At 41.3% G+C, this 23,739-nt stretch carries 17 protein-coding genes; 9 read left to right on the top strand and 8 right to left on the bottom strand.

The features are described from left to right. Positions 1 to 179: 179 nt before the first annotated feature. Together FKN16_RS14775 and FKN16_RS14770 are read right to left on the bottom strand one after the other, a co-directional pair. Entirely contained in the window at positions 180 to 1,880 is a 1,701-nt protein-coding gene (locus tag FKN16_RS14775) for an ATP-binding protein (protein WP_170903010.1), read from the bottom strand. Between the two features lie 7 nt (positions 1,881 to 1,887). After that, the gene (locus tag FKN16_RS14770) at positions 1,888 to 2,427 is read right to left on the bottom strand and encodes a heme NO-binding domain-containing protein (protein ID WP_012841652.1); all 540 of its coding nucleotides are present in this window, start codon (positions 2,425 to 2,427) and stop codon (positions 1,888 to 1,890) included. 242 nt (positions 2,428 to 2,669) lie between these two features. On the opposite strand from FKN16_RS14770, the gene FKN16_RS14765 reads away from it, so the two are divergent. The 5 genes from FKN16_RS14765 to FKN16_RS14745 all read left to right on the top strand — a co-directional run bounded on the left by FKN16_RS14765 (position 2,670) and on the right by FKN16_RS14745 (position 8,815). Next, positions 2,670 to 3,269, top strand: coding sequence for a CoA pyrophosphatase (locus FKN16_RS14765; RefSeq protein ID WP_046876183.1), 600 nt, complete (start codon positions 2,670 to 2,672; stop codon positions 3,267 to 3,269). Between the two features lie 344 nt (positions 3,270 to 3,613). After that, positions 3,614 to 4,867, top strand: coding sequence for an aromatic amino acid transport family protein (locus FKN16_RS14760; RefSeq protein ID WP_170903009.1), 1,254 nt, complete (start codon positions 3,614 to 3,616; stop codon positions 4,865 to 4,867). 98 nt (positions 4,868 to 4,965) lie between these two features. Next, positions 4,966 to 6,327, top strand: coding sequence for an L-serine ammonia-lyase (locus FKN16_RS14755; RefSeq protein ID WP_005396900.1), 1,362 nt, complete (start codon positions 4,966 to 4,968; stop codon positions 6,325 to 6,327). Positions 6,328 to 6,537: 210 nt separating this feature from the next. Next, complete coding sequence (locus FKN16_RS14750; protein ID WP_104971878.1) at positions 6,538 to 8,253, top strand: EAL domain-containing protein; 1,716 nt, start codon at positions 6,538 to 6,540, stop codon at positions 8,251 to 8,253. A gap of 94 nt (positions 8,254 to 8,347) precedes the next feature. Further along, positions 8,348 to 8,815, top strand: coding sequence for a GNAT family N-acetyltransferase (locus FKN16_RS14745; protein WP_065646580.1), 468 nt, complete (start codon positions 8,348 to 8,350; stop codon positions 8,813 to 8,815). A gap of 90 nt (positions 8,816 to 8,905) precedes the next feature. On the opposite strand, the gene queD is transcribed toward FKN16_RS14745, so the two are convergent. The 4 genes from queD to FKN16_RS14725 form a co-directional block, all read right to left on the bottom strand. After that, complete coding sequence (gene queD, locus FKN16_RS14740; protein ID WP_170903008.1) at positions 8,906 to 9,277, bottom strand: 6-carboxytetrahydropterin synthase QueD; 372 nt, start codon at positions 9,275 to 9,277, stop codon at positions 8,906 to 8,908. 594 nt (positions 9,278 to 9,871) lie between these two features. After that, positions 9,872 to 10,795, bottom strand: coding sequence for a hypothetical protein (locus FKN16_RS14735; protein ID WP_104971889.1), 924 nt, complete (start codon positions 10,793 to 10,795; stop codon positions 9,872 to 9,874). A gap of 20 nt (positions 10,796 to 10,815) precedes the next feature. Continuing rightward, the gene (locus FKN16_RS24805) at positions 10,816 to 15,600 is read right to left on the bottom strand and encodes a PAS domain S-box protein (RefSeq protein WP_170903007.1); all 4,785 of its coding nucleotides are present in this window, start codon (positions 15,598 to 15,600) and stop codon (positions 10,816 to 10,818) included. Next, a complete protein-coding gene (locus FKN16_RS14725) occupies positions 15,600 to 16,802 on the bottom strand; it encodes an EAL domain-containing response regulator (protein WP_346341426.1) in 1,203 nt (400 codons plus the stop codon). Before FKN16_RS14725 ends, FKN16_RS24805 begins: the two co-directional genes overlap by 1 nt. Positions 16,803 to 17,397: 595 nt before the next feature. Between FKN16_RS14725 and FKN16_RS14720 the strand changes: the two genes are divergently transcribed. Together FKN16_RS14720 and asnS are read left to right on the top strand one after the other, a co-directional pair. Further along, entirely contained in the window at positions 17,398 to 19,023 is a 1,626-nt protein-coding gene (locus FKN16_RS14720; RefSeq protein ID WP_170903006.1) for a methyl-accepting chemotaxis protein, read from the top strand. A 188-nt stretch (positions 19,024 to 19,211) separates the two neighbouring features. After that, the gene (asnS, locus tag FKN16_RS14715; RefSeq protein ID WP_046876186.1) at positions 19,212 to 20,612 is read left to right on the top strand and encodes an asparagine--tRNA ligase; all 1,401 of its coding nucleotides are present in this window, start codon (positions 19,212 to 19,214) and stop codon (positions 20,610 to 20,612) included. A gap of 101 nt (positions 20,613 to 20,713) precedes the next feature. Here asnS and FKN16_RS14710 read toward each other — a convergent pair whose 3' ends face one another. Both FKN16_RS14710 and FKN16_RS14705 read right to left on the bottom strand, forming a co-directional pair. Continuing rightward, entirely contained in the window at positions 20,714 to 20,932 is a 219-nt protein-coding gene (locus tag FKN16_RS14710) for a hypothetical protein (protein ID WP_012841649.1), read from the bottom strand. A gap of 106 nt (positions 20,933 to 21,038) precedes the next feature. Further along, complete coding sequence (locus FKN16_RS14705; protein ID WP_170903005.1) at positions 21,039 to 22,460, bottom strand: PLP-dependent aminotransferase family protein; 1,422 nt, start codon at positions 22,458 to 22,460, stop codon at positions 21,039 to 21,041. Positions 22,461 to 22,719: 259 nt separating this feature from the next. On the opposite strand from FKN16_RS14705, the gene FKN16_RS14700 reads away from it, so the two are divergent. Then, positions 22,720 to 22,950 carry a hypothetical protein gene (locus FKN16_RS14700; protein ID WP_005396877.1) on the top strand — a complete coding sequence of 77 codons (231 nt, stop codon included), beginning with the start codon at positions 22,720 to 22,722 and terminating at the stop codon, positions 22,948 to 22,950. Positions 22,951 to 23,195: 245 nt separating this feature from the next. Next, positions 23,196 to 23,495: a hypothetical protein gene (locus FKN16_RS14695; protein WP_005396873.1), complete on the top strand. Its 300-nt coding sequence runs from the start codon at positions 23,196 to 23,198 to the stop codon at positions 23,493 to 23,495. Positions 23,496 to 23,739: the final 244 nt, after the last annotated feature.

The following is a 23,739-nucleotide window of genomic DNA, read 5'->3' as shown; positions in this document are numbered from 1 at the left end:
CGCTCAGCGTGCTGCTAATAGATTCTTAGTCTCGCCAAGGCTCGCTAGAATGACCCAAAAAACATCGTTAAATGATCGGCATTATCTCCAGTGTGGAGCGTTTTTTGTGTGTTTTATTTACAGGTACTTTGGCTTTTAGCCGCTGGCTAACAAGAGTCCGTTTTTTTAAGAGGCAACGTCTACTGCTCGAGCCACTTGCACATAATCTGTTCAATATCGGTTGCGGTGTACGGTTTAGTGAGGATGTCGTCCATGCCTGAATCAATGCACTTTTGACGCTCTTCGATAGTAGTGCCAGCGGTTAATGCGATAATAGGATGAGTAAAGCCACTCTCTCTCAGATACATCGTCGCCTCATAACCATCCATTTCTGGCATTCGGCAATCCATAAATATTAGTTCGTACTCTTTGTTTTTCACCGCTTCTAAGGCTTCTTTCCCATTGGCTTTTAAATCAGGTGTAATGTCGAGTTTTTTCAGCATTTGAGTAACTATCACTTGGTTCATTCTGATGTCATCAACCACCAATATTGAGCGTCCTGCCAAATCACTTCGCTCTATGGTAGCTAATTCCCCCTCTGCTGCGCCTGGGGCTTGCCCCTCCTTTAGAGGAATAGAGACTTTGAAGGTGGTACCTTTGCGTTCTTCACTTTCAAAGCTAATCTCGCCCTGCATCAAATCCACTAGATTTTTACAAATCGCAAGGCCCAAACCTGAGCCTTCAAAACTGCGCTTCGCCGAGCGATCTACTTGCACAAATGGGTCAAATAATGAGGGCTGTGCTTCTATCGGGATGCCAATACCCGTGTCTTCAACCTCAAAATGCGCAATACCGTTTATCCACTCCACTCGCAGCACCACCCCACCCAAATGAGTAAACTTAATAGCATTTCCCACCAAGTTGACCAAGATCTGTGTAATTCGCTCTAAGTCACCAACTAAAAACTCGGGAATACCGAGCTTTTTATCGATGGAGAAATGAATTCGCTTTTCTGCTGCTTTAGCTGAAAATACGCCCATGATGGCTTTTTCAAGCTCTTCCCAAGCAAAGACCTTATCGATGATTTCCATCATACCGGCATTCATCTTGCTGAAGTCGAGAAGATCGTTAATGATGACCCTCAACAAGTCTCCCGATTGAGTCAAGTTGTTTAGGTAATGGCGTTGCTCTTCACCTAACTGTGTTCGACTTAGTAGTTCAGCACTACCTAACACGCCATTAAGAGGTGTTCGCAACTCGTGGTTAATCATGGCGACAAACTCTTTCGTCGCTTTTTCCGATTCCTCTGCCCGCTTTCGCAGCTCCACTTCTCGCTCTAAACTCAAATGCCGGCCAATGACCCCATGAACCAAATCCGATACCAGCTCCATCTGTTTGGAAATAAAAGACTGATCGATTTGATCCAACTGAACAGAGAAGATCAACTCCCCTACTGTTTGCTTGTCAATGATGATAGGCAAATGCAAGTTCTCCCCTTGCCAATTGGGGACAGTCTTAATCGTATTCTCATGGCGAAGCTGTAAATGACCAAAATGATGTCGGCGCAAAGAAGAAAGTTTTGTGGAATCAAGATGTAAGTAAGCCGCAGAAATGATTGAGTTCGAAGTGAGCTGCTCAATAAAACTGGCAATCATAGCTTCATCAAAGGTGCTCGACAAAAAAGTTCGACCAAACTTAATCAGCGTCGCGTCAACTTTCTCTTCGAACTCAAACTTGCGTAAATCCTTTTTTGATTTCAACTCAAGCTTTTTCAAAGCAACACTTAGCTGTTGAGTAGATTCATAAAGTTCGAAGCTCTTCTGCTCCAATAACCGCTCAGCTGCTTTTCTTGATTCGATTTCTCGTTTGAGTTTCCTTTCTAGCGAGGAACTTCCTGTCATATCGTTCTTATTGTGCCTCTAACCAAAAGCGGACCTGGCTACCATCTTCTGACTGGTTTTGGTGTTTGATATGAATAACTTCGCCAAAGTGCGCTGCGCAGCCTTTTATTAGACCTAAACATACGTGAGACATGCACCGCGCACTTCGATAATCAAACACCATGTTTGATTGAGTCTCGCTGATAAAATCAAACTGAGGAGGATTAGCATCTGGGTAGAGCTTTTTGACCTCGACATGAATAAAATCTTCAACATGGCGAACAAATTGAAATGTCGTTTCACACTGCTGCAAACTGGCATGACTAGGAATCGAGCGAAGTAAATTCAAAAAAACGCACTCTCCAAATACTTCTTGCAGTTGTTCAGGTGGAATGCCAGATACTTTACTGAGATTCACAATCAATTTAACCAAGTCTTTATGATCGTAACTACCAACCGCCGTATAAATCCCTTCGTCATTAGAAAGGTCGAGCACCTGGTCTAACACATCGAGGCCAAACTTCTCTTCCACTAACTCCATGAACTCGGTGAAAATAATCCCTTTCATTAGTCAATACTTGCCCCATAGTGACGTCTTAAAATAAAGAATGGTTTATAACCTTATAAGTTTCAAATTATTATACCCAAGCAGAGTGAGACACACGACACAAAGCAGGGAAAGAACCAATGGACGTGCTTTGGTATTGCCGCACTAATACTTTAATACCGTACCAACGGCGATAGCACCACGCCTCTTGCGGCCATTGAGTATAATAAATAATGGTTAGGTACAATAAATAAGGATTTGGTTTGGTTATCGACAAAACTCAATTACTGCAAAACTTTCAATTTCGGCTTCCAACGGGTTACCACAAAGAGTCCCTCGCGCGACTGAAATGGATGAAAGGAAAATCACTGCGAGACGCAGCGGTCTTAATTGGTTTTGTAGAACGCCCGGAGGGGCTACAGGTCATTTTGACAAAGCGAGCTGCGCACTTGCGTCATCATCCGGGACAAATCAGTTTCCCCGGCGGTAAGTTTGAGCAGGAAGATCATCATCTAATCAATACGGCATTAAGAGAAACCAAAGAAGAGGTCGGTATAGAAGATGAACATATTCATGTATTTGGCCAGCTTCCAACATTGCCAACGATTAGTCAGTTTAATGTGACACCGTTTTTGGCCTTTATTTCTCCTGAGTATAAAACGCATATTGACCCAAATGAGGTGGAGTCTGTTTTTGAAGTTCCTGCTAACCACATTCTGAATCCGACAAAATTGTACAGCACCAAGTTTGACCTAAAAAACAGCAGTCATCGTGTATTTGCTATCCCATATAGACAGCATTTCATCTGGGGCATGACCGCACAAATCATCGAATCGATGCAAAAACATATCATTTCACATTAAAAACTTCTGATATCGGTATTTTTATGGATGCGATCATCATGCGCATCAATATTAATAAAACGTTGCTTCATAAACATTCATTCACATTAGATTAATTTGCCGTTTTCACCGCAAACGCTTGCGGTGAAATAAATTTATACAAACAGCCCTATCGATAAGTTTTTCTAATTTTATTCATTAGCAGAAATCACGAGTAGCACATCATTTTCGTGATAAAAAGCAGGTTTTTGACATATCATTCAATAAGCGTAAGCAATAAATGATTTAGATCTAATTTTCCTAGTGTAAAATCTTGCAAAATTACTCCCGACTTATTTCCTGTTCCCAAAATGAGTAACTAAAAAATGAATACAACTACTTCTGCGGTTTCTACCGCACAATCGTCTAGTAAGTTTTCTTACAAAGACTTTACCTGGTGTCTGTCCCTTTTTGGTACGGCAGTAGGTGCCGGTGTACTATTCCTTCCTATTAAAGCAGGTGCAGGTGGCTTTTGGCCATTAGTAATCCTAGCCCTAATCGCAGCACCAATGACTTGGTTCGCACACAAATCTTTAGCTCGCTTCGTTCTTTCTGCGAAAAACCCAGAAGCGGACATCACTGACACAGTAGAAGAGCACTTTGGTAAGACTGGCGCAAACCTTATTACGTTCGCTTACTTCTTCGCTATCTACCCAATCGTACTTATCTACGGTGTTGGTATCACAAACACGGTTGACTCTTTCCTAGTTAACCAAATGGGTATGGAATCTATTCCTCGCTGGCTACTTTCCGGTGCACTTATCGCTGCAATGACAGCGGGCGTAGTGTTTGGTAAAGAGCTTATGCTGAAAGCAACTTCAGCGATGGTTTACCCTCTAGTGTTCATCCTACTAGCGCTGTCTGTGTACCTAATTCCTGGTTGGAACACTTCAATGATGGAAGTATCACCTGACTGGGGTGCAATGCCAGCTATCGTATGGCTAGCAATCCCTGTTATCGTGTTCTCTTTCAACCACAGCCCAATCATTTCTCAGTTCTCTAAAGAACAACGTCGTGTATACGGTGATGACGCAGTTAAGAAAACTGACGCTATCACTGGTGGCGCAGCGATGATGCTAATGGGCTTTGTAATGTTCTTCGTTTTCTCTGTTGTACTTTCTCTGTCTCCAGAGCAACTAGCAACAGCACAAGAGCAAAACATCTCTGTTCTTTCTTACCTAGCAAACGTTCATGAGTCTCCACTGATCTCTTACTTAGGTCCACTGGTTGCTTTCGCGGCTATCACTTCTAGCTACTTCGGCCACTTCCTAGGTGCGCATGAAGGTCTAGTTGGTCTAGTGAAATCTCGTTCAAAATCGCCAATAAGCAAGATCGAGAAGATGTCTCTTATCTTCATCGTAATCACAACTTGGATCGTTGCTATCGTTAACCCAAGCATCCTAGGTATGATTGAAACAATGGGCGCACCGATGATTGCGGCAATCCTATTCTTGATGCCTATCTTCGCAATGCAAAAAGTTCCAGCGATGGCTAAGTACAAAACTTCAGCACCTGTGCAAATTTTCACAGCAATCTGTGGTCTTGCTGCCATTAGTTCTGTAATCTACGGCGCTCTTTAATCATCCCTGCCCTAGCAAGGTATGATTAATCCAAAAATATAACGATAAAATTAAGCCTCCCAACTCCCCTTGGGAGGCTTTCTTCTGAGGTAATCGATATGATTAGTGTTTTTGATATCTATAAAATCGGTGTTGGACCTTCAAGCTCACACACTGTAGGCCCAATGAAAGCGGGTAAAGAGTTTATTGATGATCTTCGTGCAATGGGAAAACTGCGCGACATCACTAAAATCACCGTTGACGTTTATGGATCACTATCACTGACAGGGAAAGGTCACCACACAGATATTGCTATCATCATGGGTCTTGCAGGCAACACTCCTGAGAAAGTTGATATCGATTCTATCCCGGGCTTTATCGCTCGCGTAGAAGAAACTGAACGCCTTCCTGTTGGCATGCACTGTCACACAGTATCGTTCCCACGTGAAGGTGGAATGAACTTCCACAAAACAAACCTTGAGTTACACGAAAACGGCATGCAAATCCACGCTTGGATTGATGACGAAAAAGCGTACTCAAAAACTTACTACTCCATCGGCGGTGGTTTCATCGTTGATGAAGAAAACTTCGGTAAAGAAGTTGAGAACCCAGTAAAAGTTCCTTACCCGTTTACAACGGCAGAAGAGCTTGTAAAGCAATGTCATGAAAGCGGCCTGTCTATCAGTGCGCTAACCATGAAAAATGAACATGCGCTTCATTCTGACGAAGAAACTCGTACTTACTTCGCAAACATCTGGCGCACAATGCGCGAATGTATGGATCGCGGAATGAACGAAGAAGGCATTCTGCCTGGTCCACTACGCGTGCCTCGTCGTGCAGCTGCACTTCGTCAGCAACTGCTTACTTCTGAAAAAACAACAAACGATCCAATGTCTGTTGTTGACTGGGTAAACATGTTTGCTTTTGCAGTAAACGAAGAGAACGCAGCAGGTGGTCGTGTTGTAACTGCGCCGACTAACGGTGCATGTGGCATCATCCCTGCGGTACTGGCTTACTATGACAAGTTTATCCAAACCGTAACTGAGAAAGACTACATCCGTTACTTTGCAGCTTCTGGTGCAATTGGCGGTCTTTACAAGCGTAACGCGTCTATCTCTGGTGCAGAAGTTGGCTGTCAGGGCGAAGTTGGCGTGGCATGTTCTATGGCAGCAGCGGGCCTTGCTGAGCTTATGGGTGGTAGTCCAGAGCAAGTATGTATGGCGGCTGAAATTGCGATGGAGCACAACCTAGGTCTAACTTGTGACCCGGTTGCAGGTCAGGTTCAGGTTCCATGTATCGAGCGTAATGGTATTGCAGCTGTAAAAGCAATCAACTCAACTCGTATGGCACTGCGTCGTTCTTCTGCTCCTACTGTTTCTCTAGATAAAGTTATCGAAACAATGCTAGAGACAGGTAAAGACATGAACGCGAAATACCGTGAGACTTCTCAAGGCGGCCTAGCAGTAAAAGTTATCTGTTAATAAGCCTTGCTGAATATCGACGAAACCCGAGCCGCTGCTCGGGTTTTTTATACCTCATTAACTATGAATAATGGGTTGCTACGCCCAGCATAAAAAAACCTAAAACCTTGAATATATCCAAATATTATGGATATCCCCGTAAAAAATCACATCCCTCTCCTAGCTTTATTGATAACGTAGCCAAAAATTAAACTTGGAGCACACCAACACATGATTAGGTTTGAAATTGGAAACCAAATCTGCGTTTGCTTGTCCGAAAACGAAATATCTTTAGAGCTCAATCAATCACTCCACCACTCCATTCCTGTCAACCCAAATGAGTACGCCATTCTGTCAACCATCGCCAAATACGGCAGCTTAAATACGCCAATTAGCCAGCGATTGATAGAAAGCAAAATCACTCAACAATACAAAATGACACTGCCTGAAAATGGCTTTAAAAACGCGGTGGCCGCTCTAAGAAAGAAATTTCGCAAGCTCACGGAAGAACACGTAACCACAAAAAAAAATATTATCGAAAATATTCACCGGACCGGATACTTCATCCCTTTTACTATGCAAAACAACCATCAGAATGGCATCGACCATCAACACAAGATCAATCAATACACAACAAACAGCCTTGGCAAAGCCCTTCGTATTTGTCTGCGTAATAAAAAGATCTATTCAGATACGCTGTGGGTCGTCTTGATCACAGCGATCATTTTCTTTGTCATCTGTTATTACGCGATAAACAGCATTGTGAAACATAATTATCTTGATAACGCCTTCGAAATTGCAGAAAACCTTTCCCAAAAGAGCTGCTTTGCTGATGAAAGAGAATTGAAGTCGCTCTTTGATAATGTAAAGCTGGTGGAATCGAGCATGATGCTGGACCGTTTCAATATCCGGTGTTTAGTCACCCCCGAAACCGTTGTCCCTGTCAGCAAAAAAGCATTTGAAGAGTGGAGTAATAATAGCAATTATACGACCCAATCATTTGGCTTGAATAACGCGACCGTTTTGGTTCGTGTCAAAAACATTAACTTATCCGACAACGTTGAAAATCATATTTCGCGTTTTTTTCTTTCCGGCATGAAGCTATCAACCAATACAGGGACCTCTTTAGAAATTGGTAACACCAATGAACGCTTTTTCAACTATCACGTGAAGAACAGCGGCTATAAAGAGGTGTATTACATCTCTGGCCCGTTTCAAAGCATCATTTTATTAAGCTTGCTGTTTCTCATAATACTGCGTCATCGCTCCCTACAAGCCTTTATGGCTTATTTGTGTGCAATTCGACAATTTAAAATCAAACTAGAGCCGATTTATGACACTTCAGCGCAAAAGATTGTGCATTACGAAGCGCTCTCGCGGTTTAAGGTAAAAAATACGCAACGGTTTATTGAGACACTGATCCGCAATGGGCTGCTCCTTACTCATACCTTACTGGTGATAGAGTCCATCTATACTAAGCACAAGGCGTTGCCTATTCCTATCAGCATCAATATTTGTCCTTCTTTGCTGCGAGGACGCAACTTTTCAATCCTACACAGAGAACTATCTAACCGAGATTGTCGTTTACTGACGATTGAAATCACGGAAAATGCATCGATGTACTATACCTCCGAGATTTATGGCAATGTCGCGAAACTAAAAGCACTGGATTGTAAAATCAGTATCGATGACTTTGGCACTGGCAACAACAACGTGTCGCTCATCAGTAAAATCAATCCAGATTATTTGAAAATAGATCGGGAGTTTGTGATTGGTTTAAAGTCGGACGATAAGAAAGTGGAAACGTTGCGTCAGTTAATCGCCATGGGAAATACGTATCGGTGTACCGTCATTGTTGAAGGCGTAGAAACCGCCGATAGCGCTCACTTACTCACAACATTAGGTGCCTATATTCACCAAGGTTATTATTATCCTCTGCATTTCTAGCTTTTCTTAACCTCGTGAGTTACTTAAACTAGAGTGAATACTCTATTAAAGTTCGTGGCGGCATGAGGATATGCCGCCAATTTGTGGTTGAACGATGATTGCTATTAAACCCACCAAACTGAAAGATTTTTCGAGTTTGATGCAATTGGATGTGCAGGAAGAGCAGAAAGGATTTTCTACGCCGTTTGAAGTGGCTTATCAAAAACGCAATAAGTCTGAAGCGTTCTTTACGATTTATTCTGACGATCTATTAGTTGGCTATCTTGTTATCGATAAAGGCTTCTCCCAACATGCGCCCTTTGCCAAAAGGCACGAACTGGGGCTCAAGTACTTGATGGTTGATCAACGTTTCCAACGCCAAGGGGTTGGGAGTGAAGCGTTACGCAAACTGTTCGTTTACGCGTATACCATTGACCCTGAAAGCAACTCTCTTTGCGTCACTGTGCCACAGAGTCAGCAATACGCTATCAGTTTTCTTGATGCGTGTGGATTCATCAATACAGAGAAAACAACGTTTGGTGAGAACGAAAAAGAGTGGATTTTACGTCATCCACTGAGCTAGCAAGAAAAGTATAAAAAATAGGGAATATCCAGATACAACAAAGGCAAGCTCATGGCTTGCCTTTGTCTTCAATGCTCAATAAAAAGTGACTTATTCACCTTTGTAAATACAACCGGCTGTGCACGTCTCTTTGATTTCAACTTTACTTAGCAACGGTAAACTTGGCTTAAGCTGTTGCCAAATCCATTTTGCTAGCACTTCGCTCGTCGGATTCTCCAAACCTTCAATGTCGTTCAGGTAATAATGGTCTAAACGATTGTAAATTGGTTTGAATGCCGCTTTGATTTCAGCGAAATCCACTACCCAACCAGTATGCGGGTCTACCTCACCTTCTACATAAAGACGAACTAAGAAAGAGTGTCCATGCAAACGACCACACTTATGGCCTTCAGGTACATGTGGCAAGTGATGTGCCGCTTCGAACATAAACTCTTTGTATATTTCAGACGTATGGGATGACAACTTAGTAAACCTCTGTTTTAAATAACTTTATATACCATGAAAAGAGTGTTCATACGTCTCCATATATACACTCATATACACACTGTATTTTCTCATACTCTCCGATATACACAAATCAGTATGGTAGGGCTGAGAGTAATAAAAAATGATAGGGTCATTATCCTTGGCACAGGACGAACGTGCAAGCTTTCTAAAAGTAAGCTAGCACCTCATTGTCCTTCACCGTACCACTACAACGAGCTAACCAACTCCAACGTTCAATAAATCTTTTGCTTGGTTCTGCGTTATCTACAATCGGTTTGACTCTCCCAGCAGTCCTAGCAGTTAGTCTCGTTACAGAGCAGAGCTTAATATTAGGGCTCGATATGGCACCATATGGTACTATTACTTTTAACACTAGTAGTGTGTATTATGACTTTTAACAGCGCACGAACTAATATCATGCAAGGAGCAGTGCATTTAGTATTGTTTTTAGCTTATTTATTATTAATATTGAACCCTTAGACACGATCGAAGAATAGCTATACGACATTAGATGTTATTATAGTATGTGCTTATGCCGTTTATCACCGTTATAACATACTGAGTCTATCATTATTCTGATTGAGATAATTTTATCGCCTCAACAACAGTATCGTCTAAGTTTTGATTATATACATGCTTCTTATGCCCAATTTTAACTTGAAGTTCTGCTTCTGATAGTTTTTTGCATAACTCACTGTAGAGTGAGTTAAACTCTATGGAATCGATATTATGTACTAGCATAGCAAATACACTATCACTTAGCCTAGCTACATAATTATCACCTTTTTGGTGGGTTTGTAATATTTCACATAAGTTGTGTAAGTTACTTTTGTGAGCACTATCGTAGCCGTCCAATATACACAAAGCATCAATTGCAATTATATATATTGGTACACCAACGGTTCTAACATCGCTCTGCTCTTTATCTAAAAATATAGACCAACCTAGCCTATTAAAAAAACCAGTTTCTGCGTCTTTAAACTGACGGGGGAGTTGGTACATTTGTCTGCTCGCAGCGGCATTTCGCTCTATCTCCATGCACAACAAGCTAGAGAGAAGCTTTGAAATAAGCTCTACCGTTAGTTGGCCATCAGATGGAATGGATTTATGTACTTCAGTATCTATTGCACACAGTGTCCCAAACAACCTTCCATCAGGATAGCAGATAGGTATACCAACATAAGAGCAAATACTTAGCTGCTCGTTTATAGGTGCCAACTTATAATCTTCAACAGCTTGTACAGAAGGAGTCCATCGAGGTCCTTTGCCTTGCACCATTCGGCTACAAATAGAATCACTCCAAACTAGGGTCGATAGTTCTTTAATTTGATATTTATCACTTTCGACCTGCAAAATGACCCAATCTTCTTCATTTTTTCTCGTTAACATCCAAGCACCAAAACCATACTTTTTGTGGAGATACTTCAGAGTAAAGCGACTAGCCTCTTCAAAGGAATCGAAAGGAGCTTGATCTATCGTATTTGAGTTAAACATCCATATCTCCTAAAGGAACGTTAAATTATATTTTCTTGCATCAATTGGATCTCGACTTGTTTAATAAGCTGTTTTATATCCCGAACTAAAGCGCTAGTTTTACTTACATCTATGTAGTTTTCTTCTAAACTTTTGAATAAATCCCCTAGGGCTAATACACCACTCGATGTGGCAGCCCCCTTAGCTCCGTGGGCTAGGCTTCTAACTTGTTCAAAATTGGCTTCTTGAATAGCGGCTTCTAATTTCTCTATATCCGTCACAATATTAGCCCAAAACATTGATAGTACTGCTCTCTGCACCTCCTCATTGTCCGATCCAATAACGGCAGATAAATGATGATAATCTATCAATCCGCGAGAATCAGTATCCTCAGATACATTCATATGTGATATGTCAATAGGCTTTCTATCAACCTTTTGTCTTAGATCTTTTCCCCTTAAACGTAACCACAATACTTTTTTCAACGTTCTTAACTCAACAGGTTTAGTTATATAGTCGTCCATACCTGCTTCTAAACAATGCTCTGCCTCACCCAACATCGCGTTTGCCGTTAGAGCAATGATAAGTGTTCTCTCTTCTCCTCTCTCTTCCTCTATTCGCCTTATTTCTGATGTCAGCTCGAAACCATCCATCTGTGGCATATGGCAATCTGTTAATACTAAGTCGTAATCTCCTTCTAGCCATCGTTCAAGTGCTTCTTTCCCATCAGAAGCCATCTCATAGCTAAAGCCAAGGCGATCAAGCTGCTGAGATAAAACTAACTGATTGGTTGGTTGGTCTTCAGCGCAAAGTATAGTGATACCACTTTTATCCTCATCATTTGTATCAAACTGGCTATTATCTTCGTCGTAAAGGCACTCTGACCAGTCGAAATCAGGACTTTCGTGTCCAGATAGCACTGCTAAAGCTGTAATAAAATCGCTAGGTTTGAAAGGGTGTGTACCAATGACGTATTTGTTAGGTTTAATATATCCTTTGGTTGCTGTCGGGTTATCTACGACTTCTAAAACACGATACTTACTATGTTCATCGAGCTGGTTTGCTTGATCACCAATATAAATACTCAGCTCATGCTGATCCGTTAGTTTTTCAATCTCACTCAAAACATCGGCCACTTTGAGATTAGAGAGCATTTTTCTGACAATATCAGATAAATTTTCATCATCGATTTTTAGTACGACTTTAAAATTCGATAGCTCATAACTGTTGAGTAGTGATGAAGAGTCATTAGACTCTGCAGGAATGGTGAATGAAAAACAGCTTCCGTGACCAAGCTTGCTTGAAACTTCTATCTCTCCTCCCATGAGCTCGACAAAAGACTTGCTAATACTAAGCCCTAAACCTGTTCCTCCAAATTTTCGTGTAGTAGAACCGTCTGCTTGAGCGAAAGGAGTAAAGAGTCGAGACACTTGTTCTGAACTCATTCCTACTCCGTTATCTTCAACGGATACTATTAACCGGTTGTTTTGATAACCAACGCATAATTTAATAACTCCCTTTTGCTCTTCACTACTTGTAAACTTGATTGCATTACCCAACAAATTTAGAAGGATTTGCCGTACTCTAACCGTGTCTAGCAATAGCTCTTTAGGAATATTATTTTCAAAATAAAGATATAAACCAATACCTTTCTGATGAGCATTCACCCACAATGCATCAAGAGTTTTTTCAATTAGATTGATAATATTTACGTTGGTAAAGTCAAGTTCCATTTTCCCTGACTCTATTTTTGAAAAGTCTAATATATCGTTTATTATCTCCAGCAAAGAAAATGATGAATCACGTATAGTGCGAACCATGTTATGCTGATCTTTGCTTAGATTTGTTTCTTTAAGTAAATCAACCATGCCGATAACACCGTTCATGGGCGTGCGTATTTCATGACTCATCGTGGCAAGAAAACGAGACTTCGCCTCATTAGCTTGCTTTGCTGACAACGTTTCACGCTCTAAAGCAGCTTGTGCATTCCTCTCGTCAGTGATATCCACGTTGATTCCAAAGACCATCTCGTCACCAGACTCTTTGTCAAAGACAACATCTCCTGCCGCTTTTATCCACCTAATTTGATTTGTACTTTGATTGATAATTCTAAATTCGGCGTTAAATACATCCTTAGTTTTCAGAGACTCATTAAAAGCTTTTGTTGCTTGTTCGTAATCATCTGGATGTAATGCTTTTTCCCAATCTTTTACTGTAAGCTTGGAACCTTTTTGTACGCCATATAGCTCATACATCTTATCGTCCCACTTTAGAACCCCTGATTTGAGGTTCAACACCCAGTTACTAATCCCGCCAGCATCGGAAGCTAAGCGCATACCTCTTAATAGCTCATCTCTAGATCTTTTCGCCGAGCGAAGCTCCTTCTCAATTTTCTTTCTATTAGAAATATCTTCTATAACTGATATAAAATATTTAGGCTGCTCGTCCTCACCCAGAACAACAGACACAGAGACTGTCGCCCAAAACATTTCTTTTGTTTTACTAATATATCGCTTGTCTATTGCAAAGCTACGCTTTTTGCCTTCAATTAATGACGTTATCATTATACGGCTTTTATAGAGGTCATCGGGATGAGTAATCTCTTCAATTGACATACAAAGTAATTGCTCTTCACTGTAGCCAAATATGTCGCACATTTTATCGTTAACTTCGATGAACTTTCCTTCTAAACTAACACGACATATCCCTACAGCAGCCTGGCTAAACGCAGCTCTATAAATTATTTCTCGCTCACGAAGCTCGTTTTGAAGTATTAGTTCTCGTTTCTTTGTTTCCTCTTGGTTGGTTATATCCTTTATAATTCCAACAAATACTTGAGAATCATCAACCTTGGTTTCTCCTACAGATATCTCTATTGGGAAAACACGCCCTGATTTATGTAAGCCTTCAACCTTTCTTGGAGTTCCGATTAACTTTTTATCGCCAGTAAATAAAAACTTACGAATATAATCATCATGTTCATGAGCATATTGGGGGGGCATAAGTATAGAAACGTTTTCGCCAATTAGCTCCTCTCTAACACGACCAAATATAAGTTCTGTTGATCGATTTAGATCTAAGATAATCCCATTTATGTCAATAACAACAGTACCATCTAAAGCTGTATCAAATACTGTTCTTAAGCGGGTTTCAGACTCTCTAGCTTCTTTTGTTCTTATTTGTATTTCGCTCTCTAGTTTAATCTTTGTTTCTTCTTCACGCCTTTTTATCTCTGTAATATCAGTAATAATACCAATGAAGTGTGTGATTTTGTTTTCATCATCAAAAACAGGGTCAATTCTTAAGTTATTGTAGAATAATGTTCCATCCTTACGGTAATTCCGCAAAATAACGGATATAGATGACTGATTTTCCAGAGCTTCACGTATTCTGTCTAAACCTTCTTGTTCTCTATCGTTACCTTGTAAGAATCGACAGTTTCTACCAATAACTTCCTCTTTAGAGTAACCAGTAAGAACTTCAAACGCTCTATTCGCAAAGATAATTGGATAATCTTTCTGATTAATATCTGTAACTATTATTCCCGATGCAGTTGAGTCTATCGCCTTACTTTGAATATCCAACAAAAATCTTTGTTCATCCGTTTCCTTGCTAAGCCTCTCCCTTTCAATAACAATTTCTTTTAAATTATCTAACTCTGAAACCATAATCGCTAGTTCATTTTTGCCATAGATAGCAGGAAGTTTTATATTCTTTTCACCACTTGCTAGTCGCTTAACACTCAGCGCTAACTCACTTAGCGGACGAGCAATCTGCTTACCTAAATAAAATGATATTAGTAAAATTAATCCCAAAATTAGTATTGAGAGCAGCAACGTATTTTTAAAAAGGGAGTCTGACTCGTAAAACGCTTCATCAACACCAACACGAATCATCGCAGACCAACCAAGACCAGGATAATCATATGCTCCACTAGTATGTGCGTAACCTGTGACTTGTTGTACTTGCTTTCGAAAATGTCTTGAAATATTTGATCCGCTAAGTCCTGCGACTGCCAATCTTGCTCCCTCGACACCATTACTTGCTAAATTTAAATTACTTAAGACACCAAAATCTCGAGCATACCTAGGCTTGCTCTGTCCCACAGGGTCATAGTCCACGATAATTCTTCCTTGATCATCAAGGATGGTCAACTCTGCACTTTGCAACCCCCTACTCGAAAGTAGCTCATAAGTTTCCTCAACTATTTTTTCAACAGCGCTAAAATCAACGACATTAACCCAAAGTCCGATCTTTTGACCATTAGTGTTGCGAATAACCGAAGCAAAAATCATATCGAAAGAATTAGAGTCACTATCAATTAAATATCGATTTGGACCTGTTACATAACTGCTTTCAGGCTGCTTTGGTTCAAGCGTAATACCACTCATGGCTTCTTGAAACCAGATGCTATCACGTATTTCATTGGGAGTAATATTAAGATCTTTTAGTTTCTTTCCGAAAGGATTTTCAGAATTATAAGCTAAGATATTTCCGTTCGTATCTAATATTATTATCCGTCTATATACTTTATAATTTTTCACGAAATGATTTAAATTATCAACAACTTCTGAATTGAATGAACGTTTATATAAATGACTCCCTTCAAGTTGTCCTAAGGATAGTTTAAAAGCCTGTACATCATGATATCGTTCAAATAAGTTTCTTTCTATTAGTCTAATTAATAATGTAGCTTCTCTCTCAATATTTGTTAAAGTTGTATCCTGAAGAATATCTTTCCCTTTCCAGGACACAAATGTAACAGCACTTAACATAACTAAACTTAAAACAAAAAATAGTAAAGGTAGTTTAATAGAAAACTTCATTAACGACTCTCACTATTAAAATTAAAATCATCAATCCCATTTAGTATTTCACTAATTTTCACAGGCTTATAATAAAGATAACCCTGTCCTATTTCACACCCCTTATTTAATAGAAAATTTTCTACTTCAACACTTTCAATACCTTCTGCTACAACTGACATTCCTAGTGCTCTTCCCATTTCTATACTTTGCTCAACAATCGCAGCCGACTTAATATTGGTTAGACAATTAAAAACAAACTCTTTATCAATTTTTAGTTCATTAAATGGGATTGTGTGTAACTTAGCTATTGAGGAGTATCCCGTTCCAAAATCATCTATAGATAGCTTAAACTTCATAATTCTTAACCTAAGCATCTGAGTGTCGATAATAGTTGGACTTGAACTTATTGCTGTTTCAGTTAACTCACAAATAATCTTTTCATGAGGGATACCATATTTATCAACTGTTCTACATAGCCACTTTGGAAAGTCCTCATTTTCTAAAACTTTTCCCGATATATTAAATGCATATGTTAGATTGCAAAGTGATTTATAGTTTCTTGATACTTCTTTCAAGGCTTTATCAATAACCTTCTGAGTAAGCTCAAGTATGATGGACGGAGACCTTTCTGCTACCGGAATAAAACTATCTGGTGGGATCAAAGAACCTTGGTCATCGTGAATTCGAGCTAAAACTTCTACACCTTTCATCTTTTTTGATATCAGATCTACTTGAGGTTGAAAGTAAGCTTCTATTTTCTGTGCCTCTAGGTACCTAATAAGTTCCTCTTCAGGTAGCTCGGAAAGTTGTGTTGTTGCCCGTTTAACAGTAGGTAAAGCTTGTATTGCTTCGATGATATTTTGAACCACTTTGAACGTTATAGGTTTTTCTACACAACCCATAATGTTCAAGTCATAAAACCGCGCTAAGTTAGATGTAGACGCTAGGATTTCTTGTTCTTCACTACTAATGATTATTACGGCGCCAGAAAACTTCATGACTCCTAAAGCTCTTAGAACTTCAAAACCATCTTCTACTGGCATATTCAAATCACAGAAAATTACATTAAATTCGTTAAACGCCAAAAGCTCCTTCGCTTGCTTACCATTTTCAGCTTCGAAAACTGTCTTGATACCTATGTTATTCAAACAGATCGTTAATGTTTTCCTAACCACTGGCTGATCGTCAATTACAAGTATCTTATATTCTGAAGTATTCACACTCCCCCCCCCTACTGAAAGTTGCAAGCCACTACGGCAAGTACCTCACTTTTCTCAGTTTTCAGTGTAGGTGTGAGAAAAGGTTTATGCCAAAAATTTGCGTTATTACATACTCTCTTAGCGAAAAGGTGACGAATGTTACGGTTCAACGTTACTATTTTAATTTAACTCATACTGGTATTACTTTAGATAGTAGAATCGGCAGTATTCGTGTAGATAACCGCTTAATAACTTGTATGTCATAAGCCCCATTTCCTGATTCATCAAAGATTCTGGACCTGACTGCGTAGTCTGAAGATTCTTGCTCTGCCATATCTGTTAACTCAGCCATCTGAGTAACGTTAATCGCACCAACCTTGATAACGCTACTCAATACAAGCGTAGCAAAACGCCGTTTGTTCTCAGCGAAAATAATTAAACCTTTGTCCTGATCGTCGTATTTCTGTCATGCGCCAAAGATTTGATTACACAGCACTCACATCACAATTACATATCCCCAACATGAGTGGGGTCACAATCATTCATTTCGTTGATCGCAGTGTGCATTTGTGCACATTAAGATTGTGCAGTTCGTTCCAATTACACTTATAAATTTATGCGCTCAACTATCACTTTTAAGCTCTTGCTCGCGTTAATTGCCGTCTTCAGCTGTGTTCTGGCTGCCTCTACGGCTTATCAATACCATCAACAAAAAACCTTAATCAATGATGTTCTCAGTGAACAGCTTCATGATAAGGCTAGTAATTACTTCGATAGCCTAAACATGATGATGCTAACAGGCACCATGTCGCAAAAAGAAACTTTGCGAAAAAAAGCACTCGCTCAAGAAGGGATTGAAGAAGTTCGCGTGTTGCGGGCTGATACCGTAACCAAGCTTTACGGACCAGGACAAGCAAACCAACAACCGGTCGATGATATTGACCAACGAGCTTTAAATGGCGAACTGGTCATTGAGCCAATTTCAGCCGATTGGGGGAACGGACTGGTTGTCGCGCTACCAATGAAATCAAGCGAAAATTATCGTGGCACCAACTGCGTTTCTTGCCATGTAGCACCAGAAGGCGAAGTATTGGGCGCGATTCGTTTGGAATACAACATGAACCACGTCAATTCACTGATCAATAAACAGGCAATGTTTGCGATGGGAATAATGGCCGTTATCGCGTTTGTTGGTTTTATTATAACGATGAGTTTGATTCGTAAGATCATTGTTCGCCCAATACAAAAAACGTCGCAATTCATGGCGAATGTGAGCCATAGTAAAGATCTATCTCAACGACTTATTCATCACCAAAAAGATGAGGTAGGCCAACTTTCTACCGCGATTAATTCGTTTATGGACACGGTATCTGAGAGTTTAGAGCGTGTACAAGACACCTCCCATTCTCTTGCCAATTCAGCCAGTCAGTTAACGGATGTTGCACAATCAACAGACAAAGCGGCCAATAATCAACAATTGGAAACCAGTGACGTACAAAGCAACATCACCGACATGTTGCAACAACAAACCGCCGTTGAAGACTCGACCAATAACGCCACAGCTCTAGTCAACCATACCGTTGATGTTGCCACTCACAGCGCAAGCCAAGCACACAGCGTGAGCGAAGACATCAAACACTTGGTGAGCAATATTGACGGCGTACGGGAAAAAATCAGTTCGTTAAACCAAAGAACCGAAGAAGTATCATCCATTCTTGGGGTCATTAAAGGCATTGCAGAACAAACGAACCTACTCGCGTTGAATGCTGCAATTGAAGCCGCCCGAGCCGGAGAGCAAGGACGCGGTTTTGCCGTCGTCGCGGAGGAAGTGCGTAACCTAGCTTCTCGGACCGCCGAAGCCACAGGCAACATTGAGCATATCATTTCTCAATTCCAGCAAGGGAGTGAAGAGTCCTTAGCCTCTGTGGATACTGTCTGCCAGTTTGCTCATCAACGTTCAGTCGATGTCGAGACACTTTCAGTCACGATGCATAACGTTGTCGATGAAATGCATCAAGTTCTGAAACATGCGGAAAACATTCAAAGCCAGACGCAAGCCACATCCGACGTCAGTCAGCGTATTCAATCCAAAATTGATGTGATCACACTGCATGCTAACGACACATCGCAATCAGCATCGCACACGCGTGATATTAGTGTTGATTTAGAGCATCTATCCGAACGTTTAGAGCAATTACTTAACCAATTCACACTTTCAGAGCATCAAAGAGTGAATAAATAGAGAGATTCTCCCCATCAAAATGAATATAAAGGTTGATGCGAGCGAATTGACAGGTAATATGTCTCGTTGAATCTGTAAAATGCTACCCAACTCAGCACTTAGCTTGTTTTTTGAACAAAAATGTTATTAGACAAGTACTTTGATAAGTGTTGGGTTGAATTTTTACCTCAATGGAGAATATTGAAAACATGACTTACGCGCCTGTATCAGACGTATTGAAAGGTCAGCTAGCAGTAGACAGCGAAGTGACTGTTCGTGGCTGGATCCGTTCACGTCGTGATTCCAAAGCTGGAATCTCTTTCCTTGCCATATATGACGGCTCTTGTTTCGACCCGATTCAGGCCGTGGTCCCAAATAATCTTAATAATTACGAAGACGAAGTACTAAAGCTAACGACTGGCTGCTCTGTTGAAGTAACTGGTAAGATTGTTGAATCTCCTGCAAAGGGCCAAGACTTCGAACTTGCTGCCACTGGCGTTAAAGTGGTTGGTTGGGTTGAAGACGCTGAAACTTACCCGATGGCAAAAACTCGTCACTCTATCGAGTACCTACGTGAAGTTGCGCACCTACGTCCGCGCACAAACGTAATCGGTGCGGTAGCTCGTGTACGCAACTGCCTATCTCAAGCGATCCACCGCTTCTACCACGAGCAAGGTTATTTCTGGGTATCTGCGCCGTTGATCACTGCCTCAGATGCTGAAGGCGCTGGTGAAATGTTCCGCGTTTCTACGCTAGACATGGAAAACCTGCCTCGTACAGACGCTGGTAAAGTAGACTACAACGAAGACTTCTTCGGTAAAGAAACTTTCCTTACGGTATCTGGTCAGCTAAACGCGGAAGCTTACGCTTGTGCACTAAGTAAGGTTTACACTTTCGGCCCTACTTTCCGTGCTGAAAACTCAAACACAAGCCGCCACCTAGCAGAGTTCTGGATGGTTGAGCCTGAAGTTGCGTTTGCAGAACTGGACGACGTTGCGAAACTGGCTGAAGACATGCTTAAGTACGTATTCAAAGCAGTACTTGAAGAGCGTCGCGATGACCTTGAGTTCTTTGCTCAGCGCATCGACAAAGAAGCCGTTAGCCGTCTAGAGAACTTTGTTTCTTCTGACTTCGCACAAGTTGACTACACTGACGCGATCCAAATCCTGCTGGATTCTGGCCGTGAGTTCGAATTCCCAGTTGAGTGGGGTATCGATATGTCATCTGAGCACGAGCGTTTCCTAGCGGAAGAGCACTTCAAAGCGCCGGTAATCGTTAAGAACTACCCGAAAGACATCAAAGCATTCTACATGCGTATGAACGATGATGGTAAGACGGTAGCGGCAATGGACGTTCTAGCACCTGGCATCGGTGAAATCATCGGTGGTTCTCAGCGTGAAGAGCGTCTAGACGTACTGGATGCACGCATGCGCGAAATGGGTATCGACCCTGAGCACATGAGCTGGTATCGCGACTTGCGTCGTTACGGCACAGTGCCACACGCAGGCTTTGGTCTAGGCTTTGAGCGTCTAGTATCTTACGTAACAGGCATGGGCAACGTTCGTGACGTGATTCCATTCCCACGTACGCCTCGCTCTGCGAACTTCTAATCACTTTTTAGTGAGACAGAATTAGAAAAGACCTCCCTAGTGGAGGTCTTTTATTTTGTGCTCAACCGTCAATACTATCTGCCAAGCAACTCAAGCTTGAGTTAGTCTTCTTCCTTATCTCTGTCCGCTTTTTCAGCGTACTTTACGCCCACAATACATAAGCCAAACATTACGAAAGGGATCACGGCCGCGGTGTACTCTGTCCAAGCCATATGAGAGAAAGACTTCGCCAAAATAAGATGCGCAAATACCAGTAAAAACGCACTAAAAATAGCAACGGCGATTAACCTTAACTCATGTTTAACCAACTGCTTTTTCATCTTAAATCCTGCTTAATCGTCCAAGGTCTGTCGACCTGAATAATAATTGAAGCACAATTTGCAAAAATGGCGCTGATACAGTTGGAGCAAAAAAACACTAAGCAGTTTAATGAGTTTCAATTCTGAGTAATTCGCGAAGCAAATCACCTAACCTTTTGATAGCACGTTCCAAACTCGTTTCTAAAGGAAGCGATGTATTCAGTCTTAAATAGTTTTCGTATTGATCACTTATCGAAAAGAGTTTGCCATAAGCGACGGTAACCTGCTCAGACAATAGTGCTTGATATACCGCTTTACTTGATATTCCATCTGGCAATTTCAACCAAAGAAAGTAACCACCATCAGGACGTTGATAGGTAACCTCTTTAGGTAGGTGCTTTGCAAGTAAATCCACGAAGTCAGCTTGACGTTGTTGCAGTGTCTTACGCAGCTTTCTCAGGTGGTTGTCGTAACTGTCGTTTTGTAAGTAATGTGCAACCCCCTGCTGAATAGGGGCACTCCCAGACAATGTCGATATTAACTGGAGCTTTTGAATAGTCTCGTTAAAACGCTTATTCACCACCCAACCCAAGCGATATCCAGGGCATAAACTCTTAGAAAAAGAACCACAATGAAGGACACGCTCTTGCTCATCAAAGGTCTTCAATGAGTTCGGCCTTTTGCCAGAAAAATACAGCTCAGAGTACACATCGTCTTCGATGAGATACACATCATATCGATTGGCTAACTCAACAATGTATCGTTTGTGTTCATCAGACAAAGAAGCCCCGGTTGGATTATGAAAGTTCGTCATTAACCAACAAGCCCGAACGTCTTCATTGGCAAAGGCTGCTTCGATTTGTTCAAGCGAATGCCCGCTCTCATCATCGACACTGATTTCAATAGCCTTGAGCCCTAATCGTTCTACCGCTTGAAGTGCGCCATAAAACGTTGGGGATTCGACAACGACGGTATCACCTGGTCGGGTGACCGCTTGCAAACTCAAGTTTAATGCTTCTAGCGCACCGGAAGTAATAACCACATCATCATGGGTTAGTGATATCCCATGATGAATATACCTCTGAGCGACGAGTCGCCTTAACGACTCGGCACCAGGAGGTAAGTTGTCTAGCAACTTATCCGGCCCCATTTTTCGTCCCGAGCTGGCCAAATTACGGTTAAGCGACTCTAAAGGAAACAAACACGGATCCGGAAACGCCGAGCCTAAATGAACAACATCCGATGTTGCCTGGTGCTTCAAAAACGAATACAACTCATCATTCAACTTAGTGCATGGCGTATTGTTGCTTTTAATTCCATTCGTATTGGTGAGACGTTCAAGATCGGCAGTCACATAGTAACCAGATTGAGGCTTTGCTATCACCCAGCCTTGCGCCTCTAGCAATTGATAGGCTTGTAATACCGTACCTGCACTTACGGAATGATTGCAGCTGGTGACGCGTATTGAAGGCAGCTTCTCCCCTGCTCTCCAAGTATCTTGCTGAATTTGTGCCTTAAACAATTCGGCCAATTGACGGTATCGATTCATGTATCCCTCATTTCACTTGCAGCTGCACCATAGCATACTTCGCGCCAGCATTCTGATATGGCAGTAGTCAATTTAGCAACGTAATTTATCAAGCTTGTTAATAGCAATTTCGACGACGAAGTGAGAATTTATGTTCCATACTTTTATTGATACGTCCGAGTGGTCTTAAATCTTTGCCTTGTCCGAAAAGCAAGGCATTCCACGGAGCTGAGAGTGTTAAATCCACTTAGACATCTATCTTTTAAGCCGGGAGGAAGCGATGAAAGTATTTACAATGGACGATCTCTCTTATCGCGGGAAACATAAAGGTGTACATAGCTGGGACCATCCTGGCGGCACAACCCCTTATTACTGGCATCCTGATTGGTTGCATATCGCTGAAGATGCTTTGGGTGAACACAAAAAGGCTGACCTTGAAGTCCCTGACGGAGAAGCAGCGACAGAAGAGCATGCAAAAGCGGCGATTCTCAAACACTTGAATGACGAGTAGTTTAGGTTCTATCACCGTTCAAGAATAGCGTTAGGTAGGCGAATCCATCGTCGTATGCTTTAAACGCAGATAAAGCCAAAACCTGCCAAATAATAAATTCTTCTGAATGAGAAGTACGCATCGTCTGTAGCTATCGAATGACAAAATAAGTCGATAGTTATCACATTAATTTTCATTACATCTGTTACATTTAGATAGTAATGGTGATGCACACCTCAACTCATGAATTATGAGAGAAAACAGTAATGGCGAAATACAACGAAGAAGACATTAAATACAAAGGTGAATCCAACGGCGTACATTCTTGGAGTTCACCTTCCGGCCAACCTTATTATTGGCACCCAGATTGGCTACACGTAGCGGAAGATGCGACGGGCACACACCCGAAACAAAAGCTTGAAGTCGAAAAAGCGGAAGTCCCAACAGAGAAGCACGCGTTAAAAGCAATCTTAAAGCATATGAACGACTGGGCAACTGAGAAGCTTTCTTCTAACCCAGACATCGAAACCAATGCGGTTGAGTCTGAAATCGATCTGAAGAAATAACATCAGCCGACATCTATACTCCTTACAAGCAAACGCTCCACCTTTAGTGGGGCGTTTTTGTCTCAACGAGTAACCGCCACTCCACGTAAATCACTAACGCAAAGCACTGAAGTCAAACGATTGGTACGTGAACAAAACTTCATCAACCATGGTATAAATCCCCTTCAAACTCTGTGCCTACCAAACGTTTTCATGGCAAAAACTTTAGTTATGTTAGAATTCTGTTTCAAATCGCAACTTTTTT

Origin of the sequence: Vibrio sp. 11-4(1), assembly GCF_013048625.1 — a bacterium.
Taxonomy (GTDB): Bacteria; Pseudomonadota; Gammaproteobacteria; order Enterobacterales; family Vibrionaceae; genus Vibrio; species Vibrio diabolicus.
The sequence above is the reverse complement of the archived record's forward strand: the minus strand, read 5'-3'. Positions and strand labels throughout refer to the sequence as shown.

Excerpts from the sequence above, each read along its gene's own strand:
- asnS (WP_046876186.1), top strand. The coding sequence starts at position 19,212 with ATGACTTACGCGCCTGTATCAGACGTATTGAAAGGTCAGCTAGCAGTA.
- FKN16_RS14720 (WP_170903006.1), top strand. The coding sequence starts at position 17,398 with ATGCGCTCAACTATCACTTTTAAGCTCTTGCTCGCGTTAATTGCCGTC.
- FKN16_RS14775 (WP_170903010.1), bottom strand. The coding sequence starts at position 1,880 with ATGACAGGAAGTTCCTCGCTAGAAAGGAAACTCAAACGAGAAATCGAA.
- FKN16_RS14770 (WP_012841652.1), bottom strand. The coding sequence starts at position 2,427 with ATGAAAGGGATTATTTTCACCGAGTTCATGGAGTTAGTGGAAGAGAAG.
- FKN16_RS14695 (WP_005396873.1), top strand. The coding sequence starts at position 23,196 with ATGGCGAAATACAACGAAGAAGACATTAAATACAAAGGTGAATCCAAC.
- FKN16_RS14760 (WP_170903009.1), top strand. The coding sequence starts at position 3,614 with ATGAATACAACTACTTCTGCGGTTTCTACCGCACAATCGTCTAGTAAG.
- FKN16_RS24805 (WP_170903007.1), bottom strand. The coding sequence starts at position 15,600 with ATGAAGTTTTCTATTAAACTACCTTTACTATTTTTTGTTTTAAGTTTA.
- FKN16_RS14755 (WP_005396900.1), top strand. The coding sequence starts at position 4,966 with ATGATTAGTGTTTTTGATATCTATAAAATCGGTGTTGGACCTTCAAGC.
- FKN16_RS14700 (WP_005396877.1), top strand. The coding sequence starts at position 22,720 with ATGAAAGTATTTACAATGGACGATCTCTCTTATCGCGGGAAACATAAA.
- FKN16_RS14705 (WP_170903005.1), bottom strand. The coding sequence starts at position 22,460 with ATGAATCGATACCGTCAATTGGCCGAATTGTTTAAGGCACAAATTCAG.
- FKN16_RS14735 (WP_104971889.1), bottom strand. The coding sequence starts at position 10,795 with ATGTTTAACTCAAATACGATAGATCAAGCTCCTTTCGATTCCTTTGAA.
- FKN16_RS14745 (WP_065646580.1), top strand. The coding sequence starts at position 8,348 with ATGATTGCTATTAAACCCACCAAACTGAAAGATTTTTCGAGTTTGATG.
- FKN16_RS14750 (WP_104971878.1), top strand. The coding sequence starts at position 6,538 with ATGATTAGGTTTGAAATTGGAAACCAAATCTGCGTTTGCTTGTCCGAA.
- FKN16_RS14710 (WP_012841649.1), bottom strand. The coding sequence starts at position 20,932 with ATGAAAAAGCAGTTGGTTAAACATGAGTTAAGGTTAATCGCCGTTGCT.